General features: G+C 57.2%; 23 protein-coding genes and 1 pseudogene. 11 read left to right on the plus strand and 13 right to left on the minus strand.

Annotation, left to right across the window (positions count from 1 at the left end; genetic code table 11):
- Nucleotides 1–171: 171 nt before the first annotated feature.
- Nucleotides 172–606, minus strand: a complete 435-nt coding sequence (locus tag F1C16_RS21640) for a PepSY-like domain-containing protein (protein WP_185284628.1) — start codon at nucleotides 604–606, stop codon at nucleotides 172–174.
- A gap of 443 nt (nucleotides 607–1,049) precedes the next feature.
- Here F1C16_RS21640 and F1C16_RS21645 point away from each other — a divergent pair, with 443 nt between their 5' ends.
- From F1C16_RS21645 to F1C16_RS21660, 4 genes and pseudogenes are all read left to right on the plus strand, one after another.
- Nucleotides 1,050–2,090, plus strand: a complete 1,041-nt coding sequence (locus tag F1C16_RS21645; protein WP_185284629.1) for a YncE family protein — start codon at nucleotides 1,050–1,052, stop codon at nucleotides 2,088–2,090.
- Between the two features lie 67 nt (nucleotides 2,091–2,157).
- Nucleotides 2,158–2,590: pseudogene (locus F1C16_RS21650) on the plus strand (EamA family transporter).
- A gap of 21 nt (nucleotides 2,591–2,611) precedes the next feature.
- Nucleotides 2,612–3,082 (plus strand): helix-turn-helix domain-containing protein, encoded by a 471-nt coding sequence (locus F1C16_RS21655; RefSeq protein ID WP_185284630.1) that lies wholly within the window; start codon nucleotides 2,612–2,614, stop codon nucleotides 3,080–3,082.
- Nucleotides 3,079–3,777, plus strand: coding sequence for an IS630 family transposase (locus F1C16_RS21660; RefSeq protein WP_258049192.1), 699 nt, complete (start codon nucleotides 3,079–3,081; stop codon nucleotides 3,775–3,777). Before F1C16_RS21655 ends, F1C16_RS21660 begins: the two co-directional genes overlap by 4 nt.
- A 3-nt stretch (nucleotides 3,778–3,780) precedes the next feature.
- On the opposite strand, the gene F1C16_RS21665 is transcribed toward F1C16_RS21660, so the two are convergent.
- A complete protein-coding gene (locus F1C16_RS21665; RefSeq protein WP_185284632.1) occupies nucleotides 3,781–4,248 on the minus strand; it encodes a LexA family transcriptional regulator in 468 nt (155 codons plus the stop codon).
- A 305-nt stretch (nucleotides 4,249–4,553) separates the two neighbouring features.
- Between F1C16_RS21665 and F1C16_RS21670 the strand changes: the two genes are divergently transcribed.
- From F1C16_RS21670 to F1C16_RS21700, 7 genes are all read left to right on the plus strand, one after another.
- Complete coding sequence (locus tag F1C16_RS21670) at nucleotides 4,554–5,471, plus strand: ArdC family protein (RefSeq protein ID WP_185284633.1); 918 nt, start codon at nucleotides 4,554–4,556, stop codon at nucleotides 5,469–5,471.
- Nucleotides 5,472–6,327: 856 nt separating this feature from the next.
- On the plus strand, nucleotides 6,328–6,639 hold the full coding sequence (locus tag F1C16_RS21675; protein ID WP_185284634.1) for a hypothetical protein: 312 nt from the start codon (nucleotides 6,328–6,330) through the stop codon (nucleotides 6,637–6,639).
- A 258-nt stretch (nucleotides 6,640–6,897) separates the two neighbouring features.
- Entirely contained in the window at nucleotides 6,898–7,887 is a 990-nt protein-coding gene (locus F1C16_RS21680) for a hypothetical protein (protein ID WP_185284635.1), read from the plus strand.
- Between the two features lie 514 nt (nucleotides 7,888–8,401).
- Entirely contained in the window at nucleotides 8,402–8,587 is a 186-nt protein-coding gene (locus F1C16_RS21685) for a hypothetical protein (RefSeq protein ID WP_185284636.1), read from the plus strand.
- Nucleotides 8,588–8,808: 221 nt separating this feature from the next.
- The gene (locus F1C16_RS21690; RefSeq protein WP_185284637.1) at nucleotides 8,809–8,976 is read left to right on the plus strand and encodes a hypothetical protein; all 168 of its coding nucleotides are present in this window, start codon (nucleotides 8,809–8,811) and stop codon (nucleotides 8,974–8,976) included.
- A gap of 48 nt (nucleotides 8,977–9,024) precedes the next feature.
- Complete coding sequence (locus tag F1C16_RS21695) at nucleotides 9,025–9,333, plus strand: transposase (RefSeq protein WP_185284638.1); 309 nt, start codon at nucleotides 9,025–9,027, stop codon at nucleotides 9,331–9,333.
- A complete protein-coding gene (locus tag F1C16_RS21700) occupies nucleotides 9,330–10,229 on the plus strand; it encodes an IS3 family transposase (protein WP_185284650.1) in 900 nt (299 codons plus the stop codon). The genes F1C16_RS21695 and F1C16_RS21700 overlap by 4 nt, the downstream gene beginning before the upstream one ends.
- A gap of 169 nt (nucleotides 10,230–10,398) precedes the next feature.
- Here the strand turns inward: F1C16_RS21700 and traN are convergent, their stop codons facing one another.
- The 11 genes from traN to F1C16_RS21755 form a co-directional block, all read right to left on the minus strand.
- The gene (gene traN, locus F1C16_RS21705; RefSeq protein WP_185284639.1) at nucleotides 10,399–11,364 is read right to left on the minus strand and encodes a conjugative transposon protein TraN; all 966 of its coding nucleotides are present in this window, start codon (nucleotides 11,362–11,364) and stop codon (nucleotides 10,399–10,401) included.
- Nucleotides 11,361–12,608 (minus strand): conjugative transposon protein TraM, encoded by a 1,248-nt coding sequence (gene traM, locus F1C16_RS21710; RefSeq protein ID WP_185284640.1) that lies wholly within the window; start codon nucleotides 12,606–12,608, stop codon nucleotides 11,361–11,363. Before traM ends, traN begins: the two co-directional genes overlap by 4 nt.
- A gap of 36 nt (nucleotides 12,609–12,644) precedes the next feature.
- Entirely contained in the window at nucleotides 12,645–13,262 is a 618-nt protein-coding gene (traK, locus tag F1C16_RS21715; protein ID WP_185284641.1) for a conjugative transposon protein TraK, read from the minus strand.
- Between the two features lie 72 nt (nucleotides 13,263–13,334).
- Nucleotides 13,335–14,420: a conjugative transposon protein TraJ gene (traJ, locus tag F1C16_RS21720; protein ID WP_185284642.1), complete on the minus strand. Its 1,086-nt coding sequence runs from the start codon at nucleotides 14,418–14,420 to the stop codon at nucleotides 13,335–13,337.
- 8 nt (nucleotides 14,421–14,428) lie between these two features.
- Nucleotides 14,429–15,073: a hypothetical protein gene (locus F1C16_RS21725; protein ID WP_185284643.1), complete on the minus strand. Its 645-nt coding sequence runs from the start codon at nucleotides 15,071–15,073 to the stop codon at nucleotides 14,429–14,431.
- On the minus strand, nucleotides 15,073–15,726 hold the full coding sequence (locus F1C16_RS21730; RefSeq protein WP_185284644.1) for a hypothetical protein: 654 nt from the start codon (nucleotides 15,724–15,726) through the stop codon (nucleotides 15,073–15,075). The genes F1C16_RS21725 and F1C16_RS21730 overlap by 1 nt, the downstream gene beginning before the upstream one ends.
- 29 nt (nucleotides 15,727–15,755) lie before the next feature.
- Nucleotides 15,756–16,313 carry a hypothetical protein gene (locus tag F1C16_RS21735; RefSeq protein WP_185284645.1) on the minus strand — a complete coding sequence of 186 codons (558 nt, stop codon included), beginning with the start codon at nucleotides 16,311–16,313 and terminating at the stop codon, nucleotides 15,756–15,758.
- Between the two features lie 43 nt (nucleotides 16,314–16,356).
- Nucleotides 16,357–18,825 carry a TraG family conjugative transposon ATPase gene (locus F1C16_RS21740; RefSeq protein ID WP_185284646.1) on the minus strand — a complete coding sequence of 823 codons (2,469 nt, stop codon included), beginning with the start codon at nucleotides 18,823–18,825 and terminating at the stop codon, nucleotides 16,357–16,359.
- A complete protein-coding gene (locus F1C16_RS21745; RefSeq protein WP_185284647.1) occupies nucleotides 18,822–19,139 on the minus strand; it encodes a DUF4133 domain-containing protein in 318 nt (105 codons plus the stop codon). The genes F1C16_RS21740 and F1C16_RS21745 overlap by 4 nt, the downstream gene beginning before the upstream one ends.
- Nucleotides 19,140–19,143: 4 nt before the next feature.
- Nucleotides 19,144–19,479: a DUF4134 domain-containing protein gene (locus tag F1C16_RS21750; RefSeq protein WP_185284648.1), complete on the minus strand. Its 336-nt coding sequence runs from the start codon at nucleotides 19,477–19,479 to the stop codon at nucleotides 19,144–19,146.
- 65 nt (nucleotides 19,480–19,544) lie between these two features.
- Nucleotides 19,545–19,821 (minus strand): hypothetical protein (locus F1C16_RS21755; protein ID WP_185284649.1); only part of this gene is annotated, 277 nt, incomplete at its 5' end.

Here is a 19,821-nt window from a genome sequence, read left to right on the forward strand (position 1 = left end):
ATGACTACCCACACGCTTTTTCTTATTCCTACCACTACTATACCATTAGGCCTCCCCGGCACAGTAACAATGCACTAGTTAGCCGCACCACTATTGAGAAATCGGGTCTACTACTATATACCGCGCAGTGACTACGTTACGGCGTCACTACTGCTGGAAACGCCGCGTTGCTTACCGCGGAGCTACCCGACCGTCGGCCGTGAATAGTACGTCTTGCTTTTTGCTGCCACGGCGAACTTCAGCTTCGTACACAGTGCTACCATCGGCGCGTACGATGCTAGCCGCCTCCCCCACGGTATACGTCTTGTAGTCGCGAGCCAGCGTGGCGCGCACGGCCGCCGGTAGCTGAGCGGGCGACATGTCCGTTTCGGTTTCCTTCAGTTGGCCGGTTGGCGTAATTACAGCCGACATTTCTTTGCCCGCCTGCTTAAAGCCTACTTCGTAGTCAACGCCTTCTTTTTCCCAGCTCACCGATTTGGCGCCAGCAAATTTCCCTTGGAAGGTAGCTTTGGCTGCGGCCGGTACCTGGGCCAGGGTTACTTTTTGGGCGAAGGCAGGGACTGTCAGTAGCAAGGCGGCACTCAAGGGAAGCAGGGGAAGGGTCATCGTCGTAATTGAAAAGAAGGTGAAGGAGTTAACGTAGCCCAAACCTAGTTGTTAATTCTGGTGGCAATCTGGAGAAGACGGTTGGCGACCAGTAATACAAGTGCCTGGTTTGATAGTATCTCTAATTCAGAATTACGCCAGAATCGGTGGCTATTTTTGACGTGCGTATTCCCTTAGAATAATGACGGTGGCGCGTTTGCCCTCATGCACCGTGCTCCTTCTTTTATTTGCTTGCTATTATGCTGGCAGGCGGTGACTTAGCCGCTCTGGCTTCGTGCCTGTACTCCTTACATGCTGGTAGCCACACCTGTCTGATAAGTCGGGACTATTGTGAGAAGTGTGCGGCATTAGTCTGTCGAGCCGGTGACGACTACAGTTGAAAAGCCTGGTAGTAGGGTTTCTTAATTTTTTCGCGTCTGTCCTCACCTCGTATTCGTTTTTGCATGAAAAATCTACTGGCCGCCGTCTCGCTAACTTGTTGGGCCAGCTTCGGCTTGCTACCTGTTGCCCGCGCCCAATCGACTACTGCCCCCTACCGTGTGCTCAGCACCATTCCTATTAGGGGCGACGGGGGGTGGGATTTTCTCACTACCGACCCGGCCGGCGAGCGTCTTTACGTGGCCCACGGCACTCAGACGGAAGTTATCGACCTCAAAACCAAGCGGCTACTGGGCACTATTCCTAATACACCCGGTGTTCACGGCGTAGCGGTGGTACCCAGCGCCAACCGGGGCTATGTGAGTTGCGGGCGCAACAATACCTGCATAGTCTTTGACCTGAAAACCCTGCGGAATCTGGGTACTATTTCCACCGGTCCAAAGCCTGACGCCATGCTATACGATGCGTACTCCAAGCGCGTATTCGCCTTCAGCAACGATGGGGGCCAGAGCACAGTGATAAATGCCACCACCGGGAAAGTGGTAGGCACGGCCGAGCTGGGCGGCGACGCGGAAGTTCCGGCCACCGATGGTAAGGGGCATCTGTTTGTGAATTTAGAAGATAAGAGTGAAGTGGTGGAAGTAGACACCCGGAGTCTGGCCGTGCTACACCGTTATTCCTTAGCTTCCGGTAACGCGCCTACCGGCCTCGCCTTCGACGCCCATGCTAATCGCCTATTCAGCGGCTGCGCCAACGAGCAGCTGGTGGTGACCGATAGCAAAACCGGCAAGCAAATGGCGGTTCTGCCTATCGGCAAGGGGGTTGACGGCGTTGCTTTCGACCCCACCAGCGGCAACGTACTCAGCTTCAACGGCGGCGATGGAACCATCACGGTTATTCATCAGGACTCGCCTACTGCGTACAGGGTAGTGGCCACTGTGCCCACTGCTCCCGGTGCCCGCACCGTGGCCGAAAATCCCAAGACCCATCATTTCTACACTTGCACAGCCGACTTAGGTCCGGCTCCCGCCGCCACGGTCGACAACCCCAAGCCGCGCCCGAGCATCGTGCCGGGTACATTTCGGGTGCTGGAAATCGGCAAGTAAAAGAATAGTCCGTGATTAGCGGAAGACTACTCAGGTTTTCTTTTACACCTCTGCCAACCATCGTCTTATGTGGTGGATATATGCTCTGCTGTCTGCCTTCTTTGCTGCTCTCACCGCCATTTTAGCCAAAATAGGGATTAAAGGAGTGGATTCTAACTTGGCTACCGCCATCCGCTCCTTCATTATCTTATTGCTAGCTTGGGGCATCGTGTATTTTCAGGGTGGTGTCGAAAAGCTAAGCCTCCTCACGCGTACCAATCTGATCTTTTTTGGTCCTTTCGGGCGTGGCCACGGGCCTGTCGTGGATATTCTACTTTCGCGCCCTGCAACTGGGGCAAGTGTCACAGGTAGCACCTGTTGATAAACTCAGCGTCGCCGTTGCCATCATGCTTTCAGTCGTATTTCTGGGCGAAAAGCTGACGTGGTACACTGGTATCGGTGCCTTGCTCATCATTGTGGGTACACTAGTGCTTAGTCAGGCAAATTACCCAACAAAATGAGGTGGTGGGGGTTGCGCTTGTATGGCACGACCTTTCACTCCCTTTAGGCTGCCGGCTGCTGACCAGTCGGCCCTCGAACAGTTCACGCGTACCGGTCGGCGCACCGCGCGTGCGGTGCGCCGCGCCCAGGCCCTGCTGGCGCTGGCCACGGGCATTGGCCAACAGGCGGCCGGGAAGGCTGCTGGCCTGAGCCGGCAGACCGTCAGCCAACTGCGCTCTCGCTACGAGCAAGCCGGCTGGCAAGCCGCCCTGACCGAGGCGCCGCGCCGCGGCACGCCCGCGCGCTTCGATGGCCCCCAACGGGCGGCTGTCACGGCCCTGGCTTGCACGCCCGCCCCTACCGGGCACAGCCGCTGGACGTTGCGCCTGCTGGCCGACAAAGCCGTGGAACTGCAACTGGTCGACTCGATTTCCCACGAGACGGTGAGCCAAGTGCTCAAAAAAACGAATTGCAGCCCCACCGCCAGCAGCACTGGTGTCTGGGGGCGATGAATGCCGCCTTCGTGGCCCGCATGGAAGACGTGCTGACCGTCTACGAGCGGCCGTATGACCCGCGGTTTCCGGTGGTGTGCTTCGACGAGCGGCCCTGCGTGCTGCATGGCCAGCCCACGGAGCCGCTGCCGCCCGTGCCGGCCCAGCCTGCCGTGGGTGAGCAACCGGCCAAAGCCGGGCGGCCCCGACGCGAGAGCAGCACCTACGTGCGCCAGGGCACGGCCTGCCTGCTGGCCGCTTTTGAACCGGGCAGTGGCCAGCGCCTGGTCGAGGTCTCGGCCCGCCGCACCGGGGCCGACTACTGCCGTTTCCTGCAGCGCCTGGCCGCCGCCTACCCCCAGGCCGAGAAAATCGTGCTGGTGCAGGATAACCTGAACACGCACACCGACGCCGTCTTTTACCAGTACCTGCCCGCCCAAGCGGCCCGCGCCCTGGCCGCCCGCTTCGAGGTGCATTACACGCCCAAAAACGCGTCCTGGCTCAACATGGTCGAGTTGGCACTCTCGGCCATCGCCCGCCAGTGCCTGCACCAGCGCATCCCTACCCTGGAGGAACTCACGGCTCACGTGGCCGCCTGCGTGGCCGAGCGCAATGCCGCCCGGGCCACCGTGAAATGGCAATTCACCCTGGAAAAAGCCCGCGTCAAACTCGACCGCCACTATCAGAAAATTAGGACAACTAATTTACCTGACTAAGCACTAGTCGCGGCTGCGCAGCAGGGCTGTAAGCTTGCCCGGGATCAGCTCGTGCACGACGTGGGTCACCACGCCCCAGATGCGCAGGTGTTCGGGGTCGGTGATTTCGTAGTCGGGATAGGCCGGGTTCTCGGCCTGTAGCCACCAGCTGCTGCCGCGCCGCACTAGGCGCTTGACGGTGCATTCGCCCTCGACGACGGCCACGACGATGTGGTTATGATCTGCCTCCAGGTGCTTGTCCACGGCCAGCAGGTCACCGGCGTGGATCTCCGCGCCCCGCATGCTCTCCCCGCTCACGCGCACCAGATAGGTGGCCTCGGGATGCCGAAACAGCAGGCGGTTCAGATCGAACAGGCCTTCGAGTTCGTCGGAGGCGGGGGAGGGAAAGCCCGCGGGCACCAGCGTCACAAACAGGGGGAGCCACACGGTGGTAATCGGGGTACCTACTTCAATCAAATCAAGCGTTGCCATGCTGCACAGAAAATAAGCTGCTAGGCAAGTATACTAAATATATTAGCAATAAGGTTGCGTCATGCGCAAAAGAGCACGCTGGCTATCGGTATTAGTAGTATAGAGCTTCTGTGACTTATACAGATCGTATCAGTGGAAGTAGGCCTTTTTACCAAGCTTGAACGAAGGCTATCTATGATTATGTGACGATTTATTTTTGAAGGATTCTAAAAATATCCATGTTAAATTGTTGCTGATTCAGCAACAAAGTAGTATCTTTAGGGTATAGAAAGAGTAACAAAGCACTTTCTTAAACCCCTTCTCAAATGAAAAGGACTCGCACCACCCCAGGCACCGGCACTGCAAAAGCCGACGCCTACCAAATCATCACAGACCGCATCCTAGTGAAAATGGAAGGCGGGCAAATTCCGTGGCAAAAGCCGTGGCACTCCTTTGGTGCCCCGCGCAACTACGTAACAGGTCACGTGTACACGGGCATCAACGCCTTCTTGTTGCACTTTCTGAGCGAGGGCATACCGTTGTTCATGACCTTCCGGCAGGCCAAGCAGCTCGGCGGCTACATTCGGCAGGGCGCCAAAGGCTTTCCTATCATTTACTACAACGTGATGGAGAAGGAAACCGAGGAAGGCAAAACCAAGCGGACGCCCTTCGTCAACTATTGCACGGTGTTCAATATTGCCGACGTGGAGGGTGTGAACCTGATTCTGCCTGAGGCCACCGCACAGCCGCTGGCCCCCATCGAAGCGGCAGAATCTATTGTGAGCAGCTGGGCTGATCGCCCCCGCATCACGCACATGGATCAGAAAGCCTATTATGTGCCCGCGCTGGACTACGTGAATATGCCCGCCTTCAGCAGCTTTAAATCGGCCGAGCAGTACTACCAGACACTGTTCCACGAGCTGACCCACAGCACCGGCCACCGCGCTCGCCTGAACCGCACCGACTTAGCCGACAACATGGCCACCAAGGGCGCCGCCGGATATGCCCGCGAAGAGTTGACGGCCGAGATGGGCGCAGCCTTCTTGTGTGGTGCTGCGGGCCTTGACCCAGCTGCAACGGAGGAAAACACCGTGGCCTACCTACAAACGTGGATAGCTCGCCTCAAGAACGACAAGAAGCTGTTGGTGCAGGCGGCCAGCCACGCGCAGAAAGCGGCCAATTTGATTTTAGGGGATCAGGATAAGCCTGACCCCGACCCCTGCCAACTTGCGCAGGCTGCGTAGCTCACAGCGCACCGGGTGGCCCAGCTGCCCGGTGCCTCAGCGCCGGCCACCCAATTACTATAGTAATACTCCTAATTGGGGTATTGTTAAACAAATAGGGTAAAACCTCCGACTCGTTAGCCATTTGGCCTGAATGATTGCGATAAGGTGCAAGAGCGGCGGCGGGTACGTTTCGGATTAAGGTAGCCCGCCTGAACTATCTAATTTCTAGGGAGTACTACACATGTTGAATTAGCAGGCGCGCAGGGTGGGAATGGGGTAGTGCATCGGATTGCTATCTTAGCGCATGGTCGTACTTATGCGTGTGCTACTAGTCCTGTTCTCTATCCTTCTGCTGTTAGCAGGCCTAGCCTATTGTGTGCATGTGGCCTTCGAATGGGACGAGCCACTATTCTGGGCGTTGGCTTTCTTCTGGTTTGGATCGATGATCTGGTTGCCCGCCTTGCTTTTGCTGATCGTGACATGCCTCTGGAATCTAGGGGTATGGTTGACAGGGCAATTCCAGCAGTAGCCGGATTTTCCTTGACTGAAGGGCTAGGCCTACAACGTATACGCCGAAATTGGCTACTACTTGCGCCCCAACGATACGCCTTATGGTCTGAGTTTGAACTTGAGCCCCGCTTTATTGGTGGCCATTGGGGGGCTGCTTGTTTCCAAAGCTACGCTGAAATCCTATACTGATTAGGAGGGGTTGACGCTGATGAAGCTTGATACTAATAAGGACGACTTTCGCCCCATGGCAGACAAAGAAACGACTCGTTATTCGCGCCAACAGGAAGCTGAGGTTTAGTTTTGTGGCGGGGCTTACTTACTGCTGCTCGATATGTGATCTTTTTCCCTTTTGTTACTTCTACCAATGGCCGCACATCAAACCTTTTCCCAGCTACTACGAGAGGGCGACCGCTTTACCGACCGGGATTTTATGCGGGTGCTTAGTATTGGGCACCCCTCACTGAAGCGTAAGGAGTCCGATCCGTCGCAGCTCACTATCGGTGAAGTGGTGCTATTGGCTGCACTCGTTGAGAAGCCAGTGAGTCAGTTGCTTGAAGCCGCCGCACGGCAGGCCAGCCAAAATAAAGAGGGCGCCCAGCAGCGGGAGGCGGCTGTGAGTCAGGCCGAGGGCCGCAAGTATCAACGTCGGCAGATTAAGCCGAGCGAACAGGACTAAATCAGCCAGCGCAATTTTGCGTCGGTCGGCCGGCTGCGCAACTGGTCGTAAGATTGACGACCAGTCCGATTGTCTACCGCTCAATTCCGAGTAAAAGCATTTTTGTTGCTGAGGTAGAAACAAGGCCCGCCAAAAAGGCTACCTTCGCTCACGTCCGCTACAGGCATAACCGGTTTGGTTAGACCTGGCGACAGGACGCTATAAACACAACGGGAGCCCCTGTGCAACCAAGGACTCCCGTCAAATAAAGGTACTCGCATGGCAAATGTAGATAAAATCTACTTGGATTCTAATATCTGTCGGTACCCGCATGAGGTCCGTCAGTACGGCCCCTATGCGGGGCTGGCCATTGATTTGGTGATGTGGACGGCAAAGGAGACGTTCATCCCCAGCTTTCGCCAGAACCTGGCGCTGCTGCTGGAAACGCCCAGCGTCACCTTCCACGCCGCCGACTTCTACGGCTTCTTTGGGCACAGCCGCAGCTCCCTGCTACAGCCACTAAGCAAGGGTGGCCTGGCCATCTTCGCCTTCCGCGAGAATCACCGGGAGGAGTACGGCCGTTGCATCCTGGACGCCATCTTATACAGCATGTCGATCAATTCAATCGGCTACCTCACCAAAGAGTACCGGGTAGCTGGTCCCGCCCGCGAAACCCGGTACATACTCGATACGCTGAAGCTATTCAAGCAGCTGGTCATTGCCCGGCGGGAGCGGGCCTACGTGCGCTACACGTTGCAGGTAAACCCCGACTTCGTGCAGAACAATCACTTTCAAAGCCAACTCGTCTACCTGCCGGATTATGTGAGCCTGCGCACCGCGGGCACGGAGAACGAACCCGCCGGCACGAGTTGGACGGTGGGCCGGTTCCTATACCTGCGCATGCGCTATGCCTGGGGGCTATGGTGCACGAAGGAGAACAAAAGCAAAAATGCTTTTATCGAAAACTTTGACGAGCTGAAGGAAATTGCTGGCTTCAAAAAGACCGCAACCAAGAAAGCAGCGAGTCTGCTGCGGGGGTACCTGGCCAAGGTGTGCGCGCTCGATAGTATTCCGTTCACGGCCCAGGTAAACAAGGTGGAGGCGTCGCCCAAACGGCAAGCTGACGGCACCCAGCAGGACGCCTACGAAGTGGTGCTGACCAAGAAGCCTACCCAGTCACAGGCGGAAAAAGAGCAGCGCCGGCAGCAGCAGATCCAGCAGCAAGCGCAGTCCGAAATTCGGGCGCTGAATAGCAAGATACGGGTATAAGAAAACCGCCCTAACAGGTATAAAAAGGCACATTTGCTAGAATGCGGGTTGTGCTTTTTTATACTGTCTTATTTCATTCACCGGCCTGTTTTATTTCGTTCACCAGCTGTCTTATTTCGTTCACCACTGTTTTATTTCGTTCACCGGAATTGTCTTATCTGATTCACCAATCTGTCTTATTTCATTCACCTACTCCTTATAGGTAGAAAAGAAGAAGATTAAGAATACTATCTACCGACCACAGAGAAGCGGTAGAGAAAAAGCTTTTAGGGTGATGTTCTATCGGGGCCGACCCGGCAAGACCGGCCGGATTCGCTTCGCAGATGGCGCAGGGTGCACGAACGACAGCGTAGCGTCTACCAGAGCACCCAAGAAAACAGCCGCCTGCAGTGGGCAGAAAACGAGGGCGTATAGAATGGCTCCGCGCACTGGGCCGCGCGGGCCGTCGACCACCGGAACGTTGTGCTTTTGCCTAGAGTTGATACCCCAGATCAGCAACCTTTATTCTTTCGACATGATGACCGATCAAATCACTTTCCTGGAAGACATGCTGGAGAGCACGGAGTTGCTGTACTGCACCAGCTGTGGCGAAGAAACCCTGCACGCGCACGAGGAGGTCCTGACGCGCACCGCCGACCTAACGGAAGTGCTCATGCGCTGCACCCAGTGTATGGAAACCCGCACGTGGATTGACGAATAAAAAGTAGTAGCTGAAGATAGAACCAGCTGATAATCAGCGCCCAAATTTGAGCACGCAATCTCCTGAAAAGTAAGGAGATTGAAACACGTGAAATCTACAGGTTTGATTGAGTCCGCATCGTGTCGTAACGTGCTGAGAAATAAGCACGTTGAATCCAAGCCGGCCGAGTGACGCATAAATCCGTATGTTTAGCAATATGTATCTTACCTAATATTCTTACTATGAAAACCTTCCTGCTTATTCTGACCCTGGCCATCTTCCTCTATAGCCCCTACGGCCCCAGCTGGGGGCAGTTGGTAGTGAACGCTGGGGTAGTGCTGGCGCTGCTGAGCTTTCTGGGCAGAGGCGCCGCAACCAATCGTATTTACACCGAAGAAGAAGAGGAGTGAGGTGGTCGGATAAATCTGGACAGAATAGGGTCTTATCTTTCCCATGTCATGAAAGCCAGCCCCCAACCTGCCAAACGTCGGCGTTATGATGCCGCCTTCCGTGCCGAAGCCTTGCGCTTAGCTGGCGAAAGCCGCTCGACGCAGGCCGCCGCGCGCGCCTTGAACATCAGTCCCAAGCTGCTCTACAAGTGGCAGAAAGAGGCGCTCACCCCCATAGCAGCCGCCCGCGGGGCAGAACTAGACCCGGCCACGGCAGCCGAATTGCGCCAGCTGCGGGCCTTGGCGCGCCGGCAGGCGCAAGAGCTGGATATTTTAAAAAAAGCCATTGCCATCTTTTCGCAGACCCCAGACCAATGAGCCACTACCGCTTTATTGAGGCGCAACGCGAGCATTACCCCGTGCGCCTGCTGTGCCACGTGTTGGGCGTGGTGGTCAGTGGGTATTACGCCTGGCACCACGCGCAAAGACAAGCTGTAAAGCAGGAAGCGCCCGTTTGGGAAACGGCGCTGGTCAAAGTGTTTGGCGTGCATAAACGCCGCTACGGTACCCGTCGGCTGCAGGTAGCCTTGCGCCAAAAGGGCCATCACGTAGGTCGTCAGCGCCTGCGCGCAGCGATGCGTCGGCAGGGCCTCCACGCCTTGCAGCCCAAGGCCTACACCCCGCGCACGACCGATTCGACCCACGGGCTGCGCTGCGCCCCCAACCGCCTGCTCGACCAGCCCAAGCCGACCCACGCGAACCGCGTGTGGGTCAGTGACATCACCTATCTGCCGCTGGCTAACGGCGAGTGGGCCTACTTGTGCGCGTACCAGGATATGACCAGCAAACAGGTGGTCGGCTGGCAAGTCGGAGCCACCATGCCCGAAGAACTGATTACCACCGCCTTGCAACGGGCTTTATGGGCGCAGCCACCGACGCCGGGCCTGCTCGTGCACTCGGATCGGGGTGGGCAGTACTGCGGTAACGCCTACCGGCAACTGCTGCACGACCACGGAGCCGTGCGCTCGCAGAGCCGCCGTGGCGATTGTTACGATAATGCGCAGGCCGAAAGCCTGTGGTCCCGCCTCAAAACGGAGGTACTCGAACTGCGCGAACGACCCGTTTTTGCCGACCTGTCGGACGCCCAACGCAGCGTCGCCGACTATTTTGACTATTATAATCACGAGCGCCTGCACTCCAGCATCGACTACCAGACGCCCTATCTTACTCACCAACAACTACTTCAAGCTAACGCCCTAAACTGTCCAGCGTAACTGGACCACCTCAGAGCCCTATCATTAAGTTGAATTTCTCCTATAGCTGATTTATAAAAGCAGAAGGGGTGCACCGAAACGGTACACCCCTTCTCTCGTTTCATGTTGCACTGAAGCGAGGCGAGTTGCTGTTTTGATAAAAGTAGATTTCTCTACTTTTATGGAATCCCTACTGATTGAGCTTGCGGGCCTTCAGAATGTCGCGGTTGGTGAGGTTGAAGAAAAGATGACGGCCGCCGCCCTTCTCGAACATTTCCACCACCAGGTACTTATCGTCGGGAATGGTGAACTTATTCAAGGCGTAAACCTGGGCCATCTTGCCCGGGCCGGGTATCTTGGTTTCGCCGGCATTGTAGACGAACAGCGGCGTCAGTTCCGTTTCCTGAATAGCCGTGCGCTTTGCCACCTTCTTATCCCGGATATAGAACTTGACGAAATCCACATCATAGCTGATGTTCGAGGAGTTGGCCATGTGCAGCGGGAAAAAGAACACGTCGTTCTGGGTATACATACCCTGGAGCGCCAACGTGATATTGTCCTTCGCTTTGCGGCGGCGCAGCCCCCCGGTGTAGGTGAGCACCTGGTGGGAGTAGTCTTCGAGCTGGGTTTGCGTCAGGCTCTGGTTGGAAAGCCGGGCCAGGGGGATAACGGCCGAGGCATTCGACACTTCACTAGCAGCCAGGTTGTAGTTGAGTACCCGCGGGCTGGCCTCGTAGTCGACGATAAACGAGTACAGCCGGCCATCGGTGGTAACGACGGTCATGTTGGTTTGGGGAAAACCCTGCTGCTGGCTGGCCTTCACGCGCACGATGTTTTCCGCGCCCTGGGCTTTGTCGGCAATGATGCCGCCGTTGCCCAGGTCCACGTAGGAGACGGCGTAGGGAAAGATCAGGTGGGTGGTTTTCTGAAAGCCCACGCTCATGCGGTAGGAGCCGATGTAGTTCTCTTCCTCCAAAGACAAGATCTTCTGTGCTGAGGCAAACGCCGGGGCGGCGGCAGTGGCTTCCGGCAGGCGGGCCGGGGAGGCTACCGCTAGTCGGGCGCCCGAGCTACGCCGATGGGTAGACTTCTGGGCAGTGGCTGGGAAGGTGAGCAGGGCCAGACCCAGGCAGGCAAGCGAGGTGATATTTTTCATGACTTGAGCAGTAGTTTATAGTTGGCTTTGAGGTGAATTTTGATCAGCTTGATCTTCTTGCCGGCCAGGGCCTTGCCGGTCTGCACGGCGATGCCGGCGGCCTGCGCTGCCAAACTAGGCGACATGGTGAGCAGGTCAGCCGAGCTGGCGCCGTTGGCCATGCCCTGCTTGGCGGCATCCCGTTCGGCGGAGCCGGGAATGCTCAGGCCCTCGCCACCGTCAATATCGAAGGCCCGCAGGCTAACGGGTAGTAGGCTGTTCTGATACTGCACCGACGTGGCCTCGATGGTGAGGCGGTTTCCCGACACGTTGCACACGCCATACAGGAAGCTATTGCGCGGAATCATGCGGCCTTCGAGCAGTACATCCGTGAGCAGGCGCAGCTTCACAGTAGATCCCTGACTGACTACCTGGTCGTTGTGCACCACGGCCGGCACCGCGTTCAGCTCGATACCGGCCGTCGTCTCACCCACGGTGTGGAAGCCGTTGCTGGCTGTCGGCGGGCCCGGCGACCGGGAAAGGTTGGTCACCACCGAGCGCGGCACCTGCGTAATGGCACTCATACCCTTGGCCGGCTTACTGGCGGCCGGTGCAGGAGCGGCTACCGCCGGCGCCGCTGCGGGTGCGGCTGGGGCGTTGAGCGCCAGCAGGCGTTGTTGGTACTGATTCTTCAGCTGGTCCAACTCCTTTAGGGTGGCGTCCATCTCCTCATCCCGACTCGTGGCCACGCTACCGGATGGGTAGGCGCTGCGCGTGCTGCTGGGGGTAGGTGGCGCCGGTGCCGAGTAGGTCTGCTGTTGCAGGTGCTGCATCCGGCTTTGCACGGCCACTACATTCGGGTCATTGTTCGGGTCGAACCGCTGCGGGGACTGGCCAGACTGCACGGCATAGTTCAGCCCGCCAGCGGCCGGGTCGGGCGCTTCGCCCATGGCCTCGGGCGCGGGCAGCTCAGCCGCCGGCTGTTCCATTTCGCCCACTGGGGTAAAGGCCAGGCCGTTGCGGTTGGTGCTGTCGGTGGGTGCTTTGTAGGCATCCATCTTGTTTTCAAACAGTGCGCTTTTGCCAGCTGACGGCAGCGACATATTGATACCTGTATCACCAGGGCCCGCGGCGGCCGTGGCCTCCGGCACGCCCTTGCCCCCGCCACCCAGAAAGAAGAGTAGGGTCAGGCAAATGACACTTGGAATCGGCAGAAAGACCATCAGCTGACGCTTCTTGATAAATTCTTGACTATGCTTTCTCATGGGATAGTAGCTGAATGTTAAAGTTCAACATGCAGGTTAGCGGCGCTCGGTGCGCAGGTCGTTGTTCTGGACTACCCGCCACCGTTCCATCAGAAAGCCGTGCGGGTTGTTGCTGGAGCGCGACACGTCGCGGAGGTAGCACTCGGATACCAGGTTGCGGGTGGTCACGGAAGTGGCCCGCGTAATCTGCTGGTGGGCGTAGCACGTGGCGTAGTAGGGGTAGGTGGCGGCGTTGATGCTGACGCTATCGACCTTGATATCCTGGCTGATGTTGGCCTGAATCAGATCGTTGTAGTAGCCACTCTCCTTCAGGTTCTCGTAGGCGCGCTTGGCGCTGGCGTCGGCCAGAAACAGCGACTGGCTCACGTTGTACTCAATGGCTTTGGCGTCGGGGTCGAGCGTGAAGAAGTACTCGTGGAAGCGCTTGACGTGATCCTTCGCCTCCACCGGGCGGTTGTCCTTCACGTTGTGCGAGACGGCCGCCAGTAGGTTGCCCTGGTCGAGCACGTAGATGCGGCCCTGCGCGGCCGTGGCCGTCTGCCGGGCCGAGTACACGGCATAGGCCGCGACGGAAAAGCAGAGCAGCATGAACAGCAGCGCCAGCGTTTTCGTCTGCTGGTAGGCGGAATCGATGTTTTTGAGGGAGCGAAACATAGAAGTAGGGAATGGAAGTAAGGGTGAGCGTTTTCCGCAGGTCGCCGGGAAACCTGATAATCAACTACTTGTCTAGGCTGTGTTTTTATATCCTGAAGGATTTCCCACTGAGGGCGGGCCGGGAGCGGCACCCCCAAGCATGGCCTGGCCCACAGCAACCGCACGGCCGGCCACTTGCCCAGCACCAGCCCCGGCCACACTCGCGGCCATGCTGCCGGCACCGGCGGCCTTGCTCGTGGCGAAGCGGGTAATGTTGGTCATGCCACTAGCCGAGACAATCCAGCTGGCCACCGAGGGCACGGTGAAGTAGCCGCAAATGGCAATCACCAGGAAAATCATGTAGCCGTAGTCGGCCTTTTCCAGATCAACCCCATTCTGAATGCGGGTAATGTCCGCGTTGAGCATCATCACCTGAATGCGGGCGATGATAGCGCCGAAGATGTTGGCCACCGGCAGCCACAGAAACGTATTGACGTAGCGCGAAAACCAGTTGGTTAGCGTGCTCTCGAAGCCGGGCCAGATGGCAAAGCCGAAGCTGATCGGCCCGATGATCGAGAGGATAATCAGAAAGAAGGTGCGGATAGTGCTAATGACCAGCGCGGCCGAGTCGTGGAACAGTTCCAGCACGTTCCGGATCCACTCGCGGAAATCCTTCTGCACGCTGTAGGCCATGCGGTTGAAGTACAGCGAGGCCTTGCCGCCGAAGTCCAGAGCATCCTTGCTTTCCAGTTCCTTATCAAATGCCTCATCTGATTCGTAGGGCGCATTTTCGGGCCGCGCCGCCAGTAGGGCGTTCTTGCGCTCCTGCAACTGAATGATGTTTTGATTCTGCGTACGCACCACTGAGCCGGTAGCTGACGAGATGCCGCCCAGCACGCCGTTCATCACGGCCAGCATGGAAGGAAAGAAGGTAATCACCAGCCCGATAGCGAACGGCCGCAGCAGCGGGAACACGTCGATGGGCTCGGCGGCAGCCATGCTGCGCCACACCTTGCCGGCAATGAACACCAGCGCACCCAGCCCGCCCAGCGCCCGGCCGACGTTAATCAGATCAGCGCACAGCGGCAGCATTTCGTCGTAGAGGTTATCCAGCATCTGTTGCAGGCTGACGACCGGAATAGACACCTGGAGTAGCAGGGAGGAGAGATATAGCAGCATGGCAGTGGTTAGTTGGAAAGGCCGTAGAGTTGACGGAGTAGTTTGCTGTCCTGGGCCGCTTTGGTTTGCTGGGCGGCAATGGCCTGGTTGCGCTTGGTGAAGTAGGAAACCAGCTCGTATTGATGCGTTACCTTATCCGACAGCCGGTTGATGAACTTCAGCCGCTGGGCGTCCGTCATTTTCGCGGCGCCCGGCGTGAGGATGGTCGTCAAATCATCGAGCAGCCCCACGTTCTCCGTCATGAGCACGGTGTAGCCGCGCACCATGCCTTGTATCTGGGTAGGCGTCAGGTAGGGGTTGCTGCGCAGCTGGGTGATGTTCTGCGTGTAGAGAGATAGAATCCGGTCTTGGTAGCTCCAGATGTTTTTCACCCGCTGATAGTCGCGCACTACCGAGTTGATTTTGAGCAGGCTCGTGTACCACTCTTCGTGCATCTGGGCGGTTTGGTCGGTCATCGTCTTGATGACGGCCTGGGTGTTGGTGCCCTTCTTGACGATGGTATTTCCTAACTCGCGCAGGGCAGTCAGAAAGCCTTGGTGGGTGGCCTGCTTCGTCGCCTGCTTTTCGGCAATGGGCATCCAGACAACGGCCTGCGCGCGGGCCTCGGGGCGGTAGAGCAGCACCAGTAAGGGCAGCAGTAGTAGCTTTCTCATCACTTGCTCAGCCCGTAGAGCTGCTTAAGGGTTTGCATATCCTTGGCGTCCTGGGCCTGTTGCAGGGAGATGGCCATGTTGCGGCGGGTGAAGTAGCTCACCAGGTCGTATTGATGGGTCACCTTGTCGTCGAGCGCATCAATCAGCTCCATGCGCTCGGCATCGGTCATCTTCGATTTGAGCGGCGAGACGATGGCCGTCAGCTCATCCAAGTAGGAAGCCGACTCCTGAATCAGCACCGTGTAGCCGCGGACCATGCCAGCCACTTGCGCCGGCGTTAGGTGTGGGTCTTGCTTGAAGCGGCCGATGTAATTCGAGTAGATGGTAATGATGGCCGTCTGCCGCTCGAAAATGTGCTGCACGCGCCGGTACGTGCGGATGGTGCTGCTGACTTGCAGCAGTCCATCGTACCAATCCTTGGCCAGTAGCATGTTTTTTTCGGTGAAGCCCTTGGTCAACACCTGCTCCACTACGCCCTCATTCACCAGCGTATTCGCTTTGGTGCTGAGCGCCTTCAACGTGGCCTGTAAGCCGGTCTGAATGAAGTTGGTGCCCTCCAGAATAGGAGCGGAAACCACTGCCTGAGCGTGCGCGGCGGGCGTACCAAAAAGGCAAAGCGCGGCCACACACAGAAAAATCCGTGTTTTTTTCATACCCTAAAAGGTCCTTCGTGAGAGCGTGTTTATTCGTGCCCGAACTCCTGCATCATCAGGCGCTTGGTGGTGGCCTGCCGTTCTTTTTGCAGGAGGGTGGCAGCCATCTTCTTCGTGTAGTAGCGCACCAAGGCAAGTTGATGGGCTTGCTTGGCGGCCAGGTTCGACACGTAGGTGAGTTGTTCGGCCTCGCTCATGCTGGTGGTGCCGCCGGCCAGTACCGACAGCTCCTGCACGTTGGCGGCGCTTTCCTGGGAAAGTTGTTTGTATTTGTCCCGAATGCCCGCGGCCTGCGCAGGCGTCAGAATCGGGTTGGCCGTTAGCTTCGGCTCCTGCGTGGCCACTTCCTGCAGGATGGCGGCGTGGTCACGGTAGATACTCTCGGTTTTGGGGTTGAGCTTGACCGTGTTCGGCACATCACTCTGATACCAGGTGTGCAGCTCATTCACGAACGTGGTGTGGCCGGTACCGAGGGTTTGCTGAATAGTGGTGATAACACGAGCTTCCGCTTCTTTCGAGGCGGCGTCTTGGCCGCAGCTGGAAAGTAGCAGCAGGCTGGATAGCATGAAGAAATAGGGCGTTTTCATAGTCATAGTCAGTAGGTGGGTGGTTGATCTTTTTTCCCTTTTGTTATCCTGCTTCGCGCAACTCTTGGGCGTAGGCCTGAATGGCGGACTCGATCTTCATCCCCGCTTTCACCTTGTTGAAGAGCACCACCTTTTCGGCCTGCTCGGTGGTGTAGGTCACGTATTCTTCCTTCGATACCTCCACGCCGTACACGGTGGCCACGGTCGTACCCAGGCCAATATACACTTCGTTGTAGCGTACATTTTGGCGCCGGTCCTGATTGATGCTGAGCACCAGCGCTTTTTGCTTTTCGGATAGGGCCAACACTTCCTGTATCTCATCGAAGCGCCCCATGAACTTGCGCAGGTCCAGCAAGATCATGCAGTCGGACTGAGTGATAATGGTATCTTTCACCACCGGGTTATCCAGAATGTCCTTCACCTCCTGCGTCACCACGACGGCTTCCCCCTGAAACTTACGCACCGTCTTGAACAGGTACTTCAGGTATTCGGCCATCGCCGGCGTGGCAATGGCTTTCCAGGCCTCCTCGATCAGGATCATCTTCCGTACTCCTTCCAGCGTGCGCATCTTCTGCAAGAAGGTATCCATGATGACCAGCGTCACCACTGGGAACAGAATCGGGTGGTCTTTGATGTTGTCGATTTCAAAGACAATGAACGACTCCCGCGTTAAATCCAGCTGCTGGGCCGAGTTGAGCAGGTAGTCGTACTCCCCGCCCCGGTAGTAAGGCTTGAGCACGTACAAGAAATTCTGCATGTCAAAGTCCTGCTCCCGCACTTTCTCAGTAGCCAGGTACTCTTTGAAGGGTCCTTGCAAAAACTCGTAGAACGTGTTGAAGCTGGCCAGCGCGCTAGGGGTAACGGCCAGCCACTGGTAGTACTGGGTCAAGGCCGACGAGATAGAGACGTACTCCGACTGCGTAACATCTTCATTCTCCCGCTTCCACAGCATCACCAACAGGTTATGCAGGCTCAGGCGCTTTTCCACGTCCGGACTGCCTACCACGTAGAACGGATTGAAGCTGATGGGCTTCTTTTCCTCGTAGGTGAAATACACGCCGTTGCGTAGCTCACACAAGCCCTTGTAGCTGTTGCCGGTATCGACGATCAGCACGTGGGAGCCTTGTTCGTGGTATTGCCGCACCATGCCGTTCGTAAAGAAGGACTTGCCCGAGCCGGAACCACCCAGCACGAACTTGTTGCGGTTGGCAATGATACCCTTCGTGCGGGGTTCGTCAGAAATATCCACGTGCACCGGCTTGCCGGTAATGCGGTCGGAGAGCTTGATACCGAAGGGCGAGCTGGAGCTGCGGTAGTTCGTCTCCACGCTCCACAGGCAGCAGGCCGGCTCGGCAAATGTGTAGAACGTTTCCTCGCTGGGGAAGTCGCCGGCGTTGCCCGGAATGCCCGCCCAGAATAGCCCGCCGATATCCACGGTGTTTTCCCGCGCCTTGCAGCCCATCAGGGTGATGGCCCCGCCGGTTTGCTCCCGAATGCCCTTCAGGTCGGCTTCGCGCTCCGTCCAGGTAAACACGTTGGCATGCGCCCGTACAGGTAACTTCTGCTCGGAGTGGGCTTCGTTCAGGTAGCGGTCGTAAAACTCTTTGTTGATGGCGTTCTGCCGCGAGTAGAGTGACAGCGCGTTCAGGTTGTCGCGCTTTTTCTCGAAGTTCTTGAGGGTCTTGGCCGCATCATCGACAAACAGGTACTGATTGTAGATATGGTTGCAGTTCAGGCTAAGACCAACGGGCGAGGTGAAGCCAACAAAGAAGTTGGTGTAATCGGTGCTCAGGTTGCTGTGCCGGGCGCTGGTGCTCAGGGCCACCGGCAAATCGTCCAGGTTGCCCAGCGAGTAACACTGGCAGATCTTGTTGCCTACCTTCAGGCCGCTCGTGAAATCCAGGTCAGTCATGGGCGCCACGTCGCTCATGTTGAGCGAGAGGTACTTTTCCAGCAGGCCGGTTTTCTCGTCGGTGCCGGTCAGCTCATCATCCGTTAGCTGGGCGAAGCCGATACCCGCATCCGATAGCACGCGCACAAACTGCCCCACCGCGTTAAAAAAGGCGCTCAGCAGCTTCTCGTCCATCATCTCCTTCGGAACGATCTTGGAGCGGGAAAGCAGTGTCGATAGGCTCGTCCAGTTCTCGCGGCTGCTAGGCGTCTTCGTTAGGTACAGGTAGCAGTAGTGGTTGAGAAACGGCCGCTCGTTGAAGTTGCGCTCATAGGCGTGGGAGAGCATCGACCGTTCCTCTTCAAACGAGGCCGTGTATTTATCCTCTACAAACCAGTCCTGCTTGTGCACCACCGTATGATTCGGCAGCAGGCGCACGGCTTTCACAAAGGCTGAGTGCAGTGACTCATACTCGTGCTGGGCTAGGGTGTAGATCTCCGGTAGCTCCAGGCGAAAGGCCACGGTCACGTCCCCATTCTTGCTGATCAGGCAGCCTTGCTCCACCTTGTAGATGGGCTGCTTCTGTTCCAGGGTAGCGGCAGGTTGCAGTAGTTGGCTCATGCTCCTAGGTCTTTGAAGAGGCGGGGTGTGCGGTTGACAATGCGTTTAGGCTGGCGGCCCTTGGCTTGCTGTTTCATGGCGCCGTGCTCCCCATACTTGGCACTGAGGGCGAACACGCGGGTAATCCAGAAGAAGGCGGCTCCGATGCACACCGGTAGCGTCAGATACGAGCTGACCCCGGCGACGTGCAGGACGATGTAGCCCAGAAACACGCCGCCGAGTCCACCTAGAAGCATAAAGATGTAGCGTGCGCCTACCAGCCCCTTGAATTCAACGGGCTTGTTGACGCCCTTATTCACTGGGTAGTAGTTCATGCCGCTACAGGAAGAAGGCGCGCAGCACGGTAGCGACCACTACCAGGAAGATGCAGCTGCCAAACCAACTCATGGCCACCTTCTGGGTGTCCTGGTCGCCGCTGTTCCACTTTGAGAACACTTTGATAGCCCCAACCAGCCCAACCACGGCGCCGATAGCATAGATCAGCGTGGTAGCCGGATCAAAGTAGCTGGTCACCTGCGCGGTGGCTTCCTGAATGCCGGCGGCCCCGTTGCCCTGCGCGAGGGAGGCAGTAGCATTGGCCAGCAGTACGGCGGCCGTGAAGAGGGCGGCAAGCTTGGTGCGCTTCGCAAAACGAGAGGTGATGTGTGTAGCCATAACAATAATGGGAAAGGAGAAAAATGATGGATGAAAAAAGGAAAAATGCTAAATCATTTAGCCCGTTACTCGCTTGGCATATCAGCGAACAAAGCGGCGGCCATCTGCTGAGAATTTTGATTCGTCGTCTTATAGAAAGCCGCTAGTAAGGCGGTGTTATCCAGCACGGGCACCTGCTGCACCAGTTGTTCCCGGGTGATTTCTCCGTCAGCTGCGCGGCCCAAATAGTCGTTGAGTTGCGCTACACCAACTGTGAAGTCTTGCTCAAACTCTTCTGCCCCCGATTCGGGTGTAGCTGCTTGAACGCCCTCAGTAAATTTAGTGCTTTTTTCATTTGTGTCA

Origin of the sequence: Hymenobacter sp. NBH84, assembly GCF_014217645.1 — a bacterium.
GTDB lineage: Bacteria > Bacteroidota > Bacteroidia > Cytophagales > Hymenobacteraceae > Hymenobacter > Hymenobacter profundi.

What these genes read in the sequence shown, in the direction of transcription:
- F1C16_RS21665 (WP_185284632.1), bottom strand. Translation starts at nt 4,248, where the DNA reads ATGGCAACGCTTGATTTGATTGAAGTAGGTACCCCGATTACCACCGTG.
- F1C16_RS21730 (WP_185284644.1), bottom strand. Translation starts at nt 15,726, where the DNA reads ATGAAAAAAACACGGATTTTTCTGTGTGTGGCCGCGCTTTGCCTTTTT.
- F1C16_RS21735 (WP_185284645.1), bottom strand. Translation starts at nt 16,313, where the DNA reads ATGAAAACGCCCTATTTCTTCATGCTATCCAGCCTGCTGCTACTTTCC.
- traJ (WP_185284642.1), bottom strand. Translation starts at nt 14,420, where the DNA reads ATGCTGCTATATCTCTCCTCCCTGCTACTCCAGGTGTCTATTCCGGTC.
- F1C16_RS21685 (WP_185284636.1), top strand. Translation starts at nt 8,402, where the DNA reads ATGATGACCGATCAAATCACTTTCCTGGAAGACATGCTGGAGAGCACG.
- F1C16_RS21640 (WP_185284628.1), bottom strand. Translation starts at nt 606, where the DNA reads ATGACCCTTCCCCTGCTTCCCTTGAGTGCCGCCTTGCTACTGACAGTC.
- F1C16_RS21700 (WP_185284650.1), top strand. Translation starts at nt 9,330, where the DNA reads ATGAGCCACTACCGCTTTATTGAGGCGCAACGCGAGCATTACCCCGTG.
- F1C16_RS21690 (WP_185284637.1), top strand. Translation starts at nt 8,809, where the DNA reads ATGAAAACCTTCCTGCTTATTCTGACCCTGGCCATCTTCCTCTATAGC.
- traK (WP_185284641.1), bottom strand. Translation starts at nt 13,262, where the DNA reads ATGTTTCGCTCCCTCAAAAACATCGATTCCGCCTACCAGCAGACGAAA.
- traN (WP_185284639.1), bottom strand. Translation starts at nt 11,364, where the DNA reads ATGAAAAATATCACCTCGCTTGCCTGCCTGGGTCTGGCCCTGCTCACC.
- F1C16_RS21695 (WP_185284638.1), top strand. Translation starts at nt 9,025, where the DNA reads ATGAAAGCCAGCCCCCAACCTGCCAAACGTCGGCGTTATGATGCCGCC.
- F1C16_RS21670 (WP_185284633.1), top strand. Translation starts at nt 4,554, where the DNA reads ATGAAAAGGACTCGCACCACCCCAGGCACCGGCACTGCAAAAGCCGAC.
- F1C16_RS21725 (WP_185284643.1), bottom strand. Translation starts at nt 15,073, where the DNA reads ATGAGAAAGCTACTACTGCTGCCCTTACTGGTGCTGCTCTACCGCCCC.
- F1C16_RS21655 (WP_185284630.1), top strand. Translation starts at nt 2,612, where the DNA reads ATGGCACGACCTTTCACTCCCTTTAGGCTGCCGGCTGCTGACCAGTCG.
- F1C16_RS21740 (WP_185284646.1), bottom strand. Translation starts at nt 18,825, where the DNA reads ATGAGCCAACTACTGCAACCTGCCGCTACCCTGGAACAGAAGCAGCCC.
- F1C16_RS21750 (WP_185284648.1), bottom strand. Translation starts at nt 19,479, where the DNA reads ATGGCTACACACATCACCTCTCGTTTTGCGAAGCGCACCAAGCTTGCC.
- F1C16_RS21645 (WP_185284629.1), top strand. Translation starts at nt 1,050, where the DNA reads ATGAAAAATCTACTGGCCGCCGTCTCGCTAACTTGTTGGGCCAGCTTC.
- traM (WP_185284640.1), bottom strand. Translation starts at nt 12,608, where the DNA reads ATGAGAAAGCATAGTCAAGAATTTATCAAGAAGCGTCAGCTGATGGTC.
- F1C16_RS21680 (WP_185284635.1), top strand. Translation starts at nt 6,898, where the DNA reads ATGGCAAATGTAGATAAAATCTACTTGGATTCTAATATCTGTCGGTAC.
- F1C16_RS21660 (WP_258049192.1), top strand. Translation starts at nt 3,079, where the DNA reads ATGAATGCCGCCTTCGTGGCCCGCATGGAAGACGTGCTGACCGTCTAC.
- F1C16_RS21745 (WP_185284647.1), bottom strand. Translation starts at nt 19,139, where the DNA reads ATGAACTACTACCCAGTGAATAAGGGCGTCAACAAGCCCGTTGAATTC.
- F1C16_RS21675 (WP_185284634.1), top strand. Translation starts at nt 6,328, where the DNA reads ATGGCCGCACATCAAACCTTTTCCCAGCTACTACGAGAGGGCGACCGC.